Below are 7467 nucleotides of genomic sequence, written 5' to 3'. Positions count from 1 at the left end.
CGTCCAGCGCCTCATCCGTACGCCCCGCGATCGGCGTACCGATCGGGATATCCGTACCCGCACCCATCCGCGACAACAGCACCGCGAATGCCGCCCGCACCACCATGAACACACTCGCACCCGAGGCACCGGCCAGCTCGGCCAGGCCCGCGTGGACCTCCGGGGCCACCTCGAAGGCCACTTGCTCACCCTGGAAGGACGACACCGCCGGGCGGGGACGATCCGTAGGCAGCTCCAACTGATCGGGCAAATCGTCGAGTTGGGTCTTCCAGTAGGCGAGCTGGCGGGCCAGCAGGCTGTCCGGCTCGGACTCGTCGCCGAGCAGCTCGCGCTGCCAGATCGCGTAGTCGGCGTACTGCACCGGCAGCGGCTCCCACTCAGGGGCCCGGCCGGCGGTCCGCGCCTCGTAGGCCTCCGCGACGTCCCGTGCCAGCGGGACCATAGACCAGCCGTCGCCCGCGATGTGGTGCAGCACCACCACAAGCACGTGCATGTCCTCGGCCAGGGCGAAGAGCCTGGCGCGCAGCGGTATGTCGGCTTTCAGGTCGAAGCCGCGCTGGACCTGCGCCACCACGAGGTCCGGTAGTTCCTCCTCCGTCGCCTCAGCCACATCGAGGCTCGGCCAGATTCCCTCGCCGTCGGCGATCTCGTGGAGTTCGCGGACCTGCTGGAACGGGACGCCGTCCGCGCCCTCGGGAAAGACCGTGCGCAGCGACTCGTGCCGGACGACGACGTCCCGCAGCGCGGCGGCCAGCGCCTCGCGGTTCAGATGGCCGGTGAGCCGCAAGGCGACGGGCATGTTGTACGTGGCGGCCCCGGTGCCCTCGAAACGGTTCAGGAACCACATCCTGCGCTGGGCGAAGGACAGTGGGACCTCGGCAGGGCGAGCATTGGGCACCAGTGCCGCCCGCGCGTCGCCGGCCTCCGCCAGCCACTCCGCGAGCCGGGCCACGCTCGGCGCCTCGAACAGGGCACGCAGCGGCAGCTCCACACCGAGCACCGTGCGGACCCTGCTCACCAGACGCGTCGCGAGCAGCGAGTGTCCGCCCAGGTCGAAGAAGTTGTCCTCGGGGCCGACCTTCCCCACACCGAGCACCTCGGCGAAGACCACGCAGAGGACTTCCTCTCGGCCGTCCCGGGGCGCGCGGCCCGCTCCTCCTCGGGAGGCCTTGAGGTCGGGGGCGGGCAGTGCTCGCACGTCGAGCTTGCCGTGGGCCGTCAGCGGGAGATCTGCGAGGACCACGACCGCGGCCGGGACCATGTGGTCGGGCAGGCGTCCGGCGAGGGACTTCAGGACGGCGTCCGGGGCCAGTGCCGTGCCGGGTGCGAGGACGGCGTAGGCGACGAGGCGCTTGTCCCCCGGCTGGTCCTCGCGCAGGAGGACCGTGGCGCGCTCGATGCCCGGCTCCTGGGTGAGGGCGGCTTCGATCTCGCCTGGTTCGATGCGGAAGCCGCGCAGCTGTATCTGTGCGTCCGCGCGGCCCACGTAGGCGAGGGTGCCGTCCAACCGCCACTTCACCAGGTCGCCCGTGCGGTACATGCGCTCGCCGCCGGGCGGGAACGGGGAGGCCACGAACCGCTCCGCCGTGACGGCGGCGCGCGCCGCGTATCCGCGGGCCAATTGTCGTCCTGCGACGTAGAGTTCGCCGACCACACCCACCGGCACCGGGCGCAGGCTGCCGTCCAGGACGAAGGCGCGGGTCCCGCCCTGCGGGCGCCCGATCGGCACCCCGGTCGGCGGCAGTGCCTCACCCGGGCCTACGCGGTGTTCGGTGACGTTCACGGTCGTCTCGGTCGGCCCGTAGGCGTTGACGACGTGGGCCTGCGGGTGGCGTCGGCGCCACTCCGCCACGTCCGAGCCGGCCAAGGCCTCGCCGCCCAGGACCAGTTCGCCCGTCGGTGAGAACTCGTCGGGCAGGGTCAGCAGCAGTGGGACGTGGCTCGGCGTCGCCTTCATGAAGGTCGGAGCCTGGCGCCGCCACGTCTGGTCCGGGTAATCGGGTGTCCGCAGCAGGTCGGTCACGCGGGCGCGGCCGCCCGACACCAGGGGCAGCAGCACGGACGCCACCGTCATGTCGAACGTGACCGGCGACTGCCATGCCACTACGCCCGACGCCTCCGGGTGGGCTGCCCGTGCCCACTTCAAGTAGGCGCTCAGCGAACGGTGTTCGACGACCACGCCCTTCGGACGGCCCGTCGATCCGGAGGTGTAGACGATGTACGCCGCGTTCTGCGGGCGCGGGCCGACGCCGTCCGTGTCGCCCGGGCCGGCCGTCGGCTCGTCCACGAGGACTCGCGGCAAGCCGCTCGGCAGCGATGCCGTGGTCACGGCCGTCGTCACCGCGCACACCGGCCGCATGTCCTGGCACATCAGGTCGACGCGCCGCGCCGGATACTCCTCGTCGACGGGCAGGAAGGCCGCTCCCGCCTTCCACACGGCCACTATCGCCACCACGAACTCCACCGAGCGGGGCAGTGCCACCGCCACCGCGCGCTCGGCTCCGGCCCCCTGCGCCACCAGGATCCGCGCCAGCCGTTCGGCACGCGCGTCCAGTTCCGCGTACGACAGGGCGTCGTCCCCGCACTCGACCGCCGCCGCGTGTGGGACCCGCTCCACCTGCTCGGCGAACAGGTCAAGCGCCGTGGCATCCGCCGGGGACTCACCGCAGGAACTCAGCAGGGACTCACCGCCCGCCCCCGCGCTCCACTCGTCGAGGACCAGGCGCCGCTCGCGCGGCGAAAGCAGTTCCGCCGCCGTCACCTCGCGCTGCGGATTCGTGACGAACTCGCGCAGCAGGCGCTCGAAACGGCGGGCGATGCTGTCGGCGGTGCCGTGGTCGAATAGGTCCACGGAGTAGGTGAGTTCGCCATTGATGCCGTCGGGGTGGCGGTTCGCGTCGAAGGACTCGTTGAGGCTGACGGACAGGTCGAACTTGACCGCTTCCAGCTCCGCGGGCTCGCCGGCCAGGACTAGGCCGGGGAGTTCGAGGCGGGGCGGGCTGGTGTTCTGGAAGGCCAGCATGACCTGGAACAGTGGGTGCCGCGACAGGGAGCGGACGGGGTTCAGGACGTCCACGAGATGCTCGAACGGCACATCCTGGTGGGCGTAGGCCCGCAGGTCGGATTCCCTGACTCGCTCGATCAGTTCGCGGAAGGTGGGGGCACCGGACACGTCCGTGCGCAGCACCAGCGTGTTGACGAAGAAGCCCACCAAGTCGTCGAGCGCCTCGTCGGTGCGGCCCGCCACCGGCGAGCCGATGGGGATGTCCGTCCCGGCGCCGAGCCGTGACAGGAGCGCCGCGAACGCGGCCTGCACCACCATGAAGACACTGGCGCCCGTCTCGCGCGCGAGAGCGGTGAGGTCCTGGTGGAGCCTTGCGTCGAAGTGGACCGGCACATGGGCGCCGCGGTGGGTGGCCGCGGCGGGGCGCGGCCGGTCCGCGGGGAGCTCCAGCTGTTCGGGGAGTCCGGACAGGTGGTGCGTCCAGTACGCAACCTGCCTTCCGAGCACGCTCGTGGGGTCGGAGCCGTCGCCGAGCAGCTCCCGCTGCCAGATCGCGTAGTCGGCGTACTGCACCGGCAGCGGCTCCCACTCCGGAGCGCGGCCGTCGGCCCGTGCCTCGTACGCCTCTGCGACGTCCCGAGCCAATGGCGCCATCGACCAGCCGTCGCCCGCAATGTGGTGCATCACCACGAACAGCACGTGCGTGGCTTCGTTCAGCGTGAACAGCTTCGCACGCAGGGGCAGTTCGCGGGTCACGTCGAAGCCGCGGGCCGTCTCCCGAGCCAGGGCCTCGGAGAGCACCGCCTCCGTGACGCGGGTCAGCGGAAGCTCGACGCGGGCGTCGGCCGGGTCGACGATCCGCTGCCGGGGGGTGCCGTCGGGGCCTTCGGGGAAGACTGTCCGCAGGCTCTCGTGGCGGGCGACGACGTCGCCGAGCGCCGCCGCGAGGGCCTCGCGGTCCAGGGCGCCGGTCAGGCGCAGCGCGATGGGCATGTTGTACGTGGCGGCCTCGGGGCCTTCGAGGCGGTTGAGGAACCACATCCTGCGCTGGGCGAAGGACAGGGGCAGGTCCGCCGCGAGGGTCCTGCGGGTCAGCACCGCGCGGGCGCCATCGGCGTCGGCGAGGCGACGGGCCAGCCGGGCCACGCTCGGCGCCTCGAACAGGGCACGCAGCGGCAGCTCCACACCGAGCACCGTGCGGACCCTGCTCACCAGACGCGTCGCGAGCAGCGAGTGTCCGCCCAGGTCGAAGAAGTTGTCCTCGGGGCCGACCCGGTCCAGGTCGAGGACCTCGGCGAACAGCCCGCACAGCACGTCCTCGTGCGCGGTGCGCGGTGCCCGGCTGTGAGGGGCGGCGGAGAAGTCGGGGACCGGCAAGGCCTTGCGGTCGAGCTTGCCGTTGACCGTCACGGGCAGCGCGCCCAGGACGACGACGGCAGCGGGCACCATGTACTCCGGCAGCCGGGCCCCCACGAACTGCCGCAGGTCGGACGGTTCGACGGTGCTGCCGGCGGCGGGGACGACGTAAGCGACGAGTCGGAGATCGCGGCCCTCGCCGGAGTGGACCGTGACGACGGCCTGCGCGACGGCCGAGTGGGCGGCGACCGCCGACTCGACTTCGCCGAGCTCCACGCGGAAGCCGCGGATCTTCACCTGGAAGTCGGTGCGCCCGAGGAACTCGATGTTCCCGTCGGCCCGCCACCGCACCAGATCCCCGGTGCGGTACATGCGCCGCCCCGTGGGGTCGTACGGGTTCGCCACGAACCGGTCCGCAGTCAGGTCGGGCCTGCCCACATAGCCGCGCGCCAACTGCACGCCAGAGACGTAGAGTTCACCGGGCACGCCGGCCGGGACCGGCCGCAGTCGCTCGTCCAGGACATAGGCGCGGGTGTTCCACACGGGCGCGCCGATCGGCACGCTCGAGGCACCGGGCTCGTGCTGGACCACCCAGCGGGTGACGTCGATGGACGCCTCCGTGGGGCCGTACAGGTTGAAGAGACCCGAGTCCAAGGTCTCGCGGAACTTCTCCGCGAGTTCGAGGGACGTGGCCTCGCCGCCGAGGATCACCGTGTGCAGCGTCGTGCACGTGGACGCGGTCGGCTCAGCGAGGAACACGGCGAGCATCGACGGCACGAACTGCAGCGTCGTGACCCGCTGGGCGCGGATGACCTCTACGAGATAGACGGGGTCGCGGTGCCCGCCCGGATCGGCGACCACCAGGGTCGCGCCGACCTGCAGGGCCCAGAAGAACTCCCAGACGGAGACGTCGAAGCCGGTCGGTGTCTTCTGCAGGATGCGGTCGCCGGCCTGCTGCGGATGCTTCGCCTGCATCCACGCAAGACGGTTCACGATGGCGTCGTGCGGGATCAGCACGCCCTTGGGGCGGCCGGTGGAGCCGGAAGTGTAAATCACGTACGCGGGATGCGAGAGCCTCAGCGGCGCGGCCCGGTCGGCGTCGCCCAGGTCGGTGTCGGGCCGGTCGGCGAGCGCCTGCTGAAGTCCGGGATCGTCGAGGACGAGGGCGGGCAGGTCGCCCGGCAGCAGATCCATGGTGTCGGCGGAAGTGAGGACGCACACGGGGCGCGCGTCGTCGAGCATGTACGCGATCCGGTCGGCCGGGTACTCGGGGTCGACGGGGAGGTAGGCCGCTCCGGCCTTCACGGTGGCGTACACCGCGACGACCTGATCGACGGACCGGGGCAGGGCGAGGGCAACGAGCGTCTCGGGGCCCGCGCCCCGCTCGACGAGCAGGCGCGCCAACCGGTTGGAGCGGGCGTTGAGTTCCGCGTAGGTGAGTTCGACGTCCCCGTGGACCACGGCCGTCGCGTCCGGGGTGCGCGCCACCTGCGCCTCGAACAGTACCGGCAGAGGCGCCTGCCGCACCGGGGTGTCGGTGCTGTTCCACTCCTCGACGATCCGCCGCCGCTCCTCCGGCGACAGTACGTCGAGGGCCGCGACGGGCCGGTCCGGGTCACGGACCACGCCGCGCAGGATGCGCTCGAAGCGGGCCACCAGTTCCGCGGCCGTGCCCCGGTCGTACAGGTCGGTGGCGAACTCCAGGACGCCGGCGAGGCCTGCCTCGCCTCCGGTGTCAGTGCGCGACTCGTCGAGATACACGCACAGGTCGAAGCGGGCGGCCGGGGCGGCGGCCGGTTCGGCGGCGACAGTGAGACCACGGAGCCGCAGCCGCGGCTCCTCGACGTTCTGGAAGGCCAGCATCACCTGGAACAGCGGGTGCGCCGCCATGGACCGGACCGGGTTGAGCACCTCGACGAGGTGCTCGAAGGGCACGTCCTGGTGCGCGTGCGCGGCCAGGTCGGTCTCGCGCACCCGGTAGAGCAGCTCGCGGAAGGTGGGGGCGCCGGACACGTCCGTGCGCAGCACGAGCGTGTTCACGAAGAATCCGACGAGATCGTCGAGCGCCTCGTCCGTGCGCCCGGCCATCGGCGAGCCGATCGGAATGTCCGTTCCGGCACCGAGCCGCGACAGCAGCGCGGCGAAAGCCGCCCGTACCACCATGAACACACTGGCGCCCGACTCCCGGGCCAGCTCGGCGAGGCGTGCGTGCAGCTCGGCGTCCAGCGTGAACGTCACGCTGTCTCCGCGATAGGAGGCGACGGCAGGACGCGGGCGGTCCGTGGGAAGCGCCAACTGATCGGGCAAATCGTCGAGTTGGGTCTTCCAGTAGGCGAGCTGGCGGCTGAGGAGGCTGTCGGGGTCGTTCTCGTCGCCGAGCAGCCTTCGCTGCCAGAGCGCGTAGTCGGCGTACTGCACCGGCAGCGGCGACCACTCAGGGGCCCGGCCGGCGGTCCGCGCCTCGTAGGCGGCCTCCAGGTCGCGTGCCAGGGGTGCCATGGACCAGCCGTCACCGGCGATGTGGTGGAGCACCACGGACAGCACCTGCGTGGTGTCGTCGAGCGTGAAGAGCCAGGCCCGCAGGGGCAGCCCGTCGGTCAGATCAAAGCCGCAGCCCGCGGCCTCGGCCACACGCGCGGGCAACTCGGCGGCGGTCACCGGGACCACGTCCAGCCGCACGGTGGCCCGGTCGGCGTCGAGAACGCGCTGGTACGGGTTGCCGTCGGGGCCCTCGGGGAAAACCGTGCGCAGACTCTCGTGACGCGCGACGACATCGTGCAGCGCGGCGCCGAGCGCGTCCCGGTCGAGGGTGCCGGTCAGTCGCAGCGTGATGGGCAGGTTGTACGTCGAGGTGGCGGAGCCCTCGAAGCGGTTGAGGAACCACAGCCGACGCTGGGCGAACGATAGGGGCACCTCAGCGGGGCGCGCGGCGGGAGACACCGCGACACGAGCGAGCGCGCCGTCGGCCTCGACCCACTCGGCGAGCTGGACCACGGTGGGGCCTTCGAAGAGGGCGCGCAGGGGCAGTTCGACGCCGAGGCGGGTGCGGATGCGGCTGATCAGACGGGTCGCCAGCAGGGAATGCCCGCCCAGATCGAAGAAGCTGT

Annotated in this window: 1 protein-coding gene; it reads right to left on the bottom strand. The window is 71.9% G+C overall.

Features of this window, described 5'->3' with window-relative positions; all coding sequences use genetic code 11:
* Positions 1 to 7467: amino acid adenylation domain-containing protein (locus tag ACIO3O_RS42565; protein WP_401756366.1), on the bottom strand; the 7467-nt coding region annotated here is incomplete at both ends.

Origin of the sequence: Streptomyces sp. NPDC087440 (genome assembly GCF_044744005.1) — a bacterium.
GTDB lineage: Bacteria > Actinomycetota > Actinomycetes > Streptomycetales > Streptomycetaceae > Streptomyces.
The sequence above is the reverse complement of the archived record's forward strand: the minus strand, read 5'-3'. Positions and strand labels throughout refer to the sequence as shown.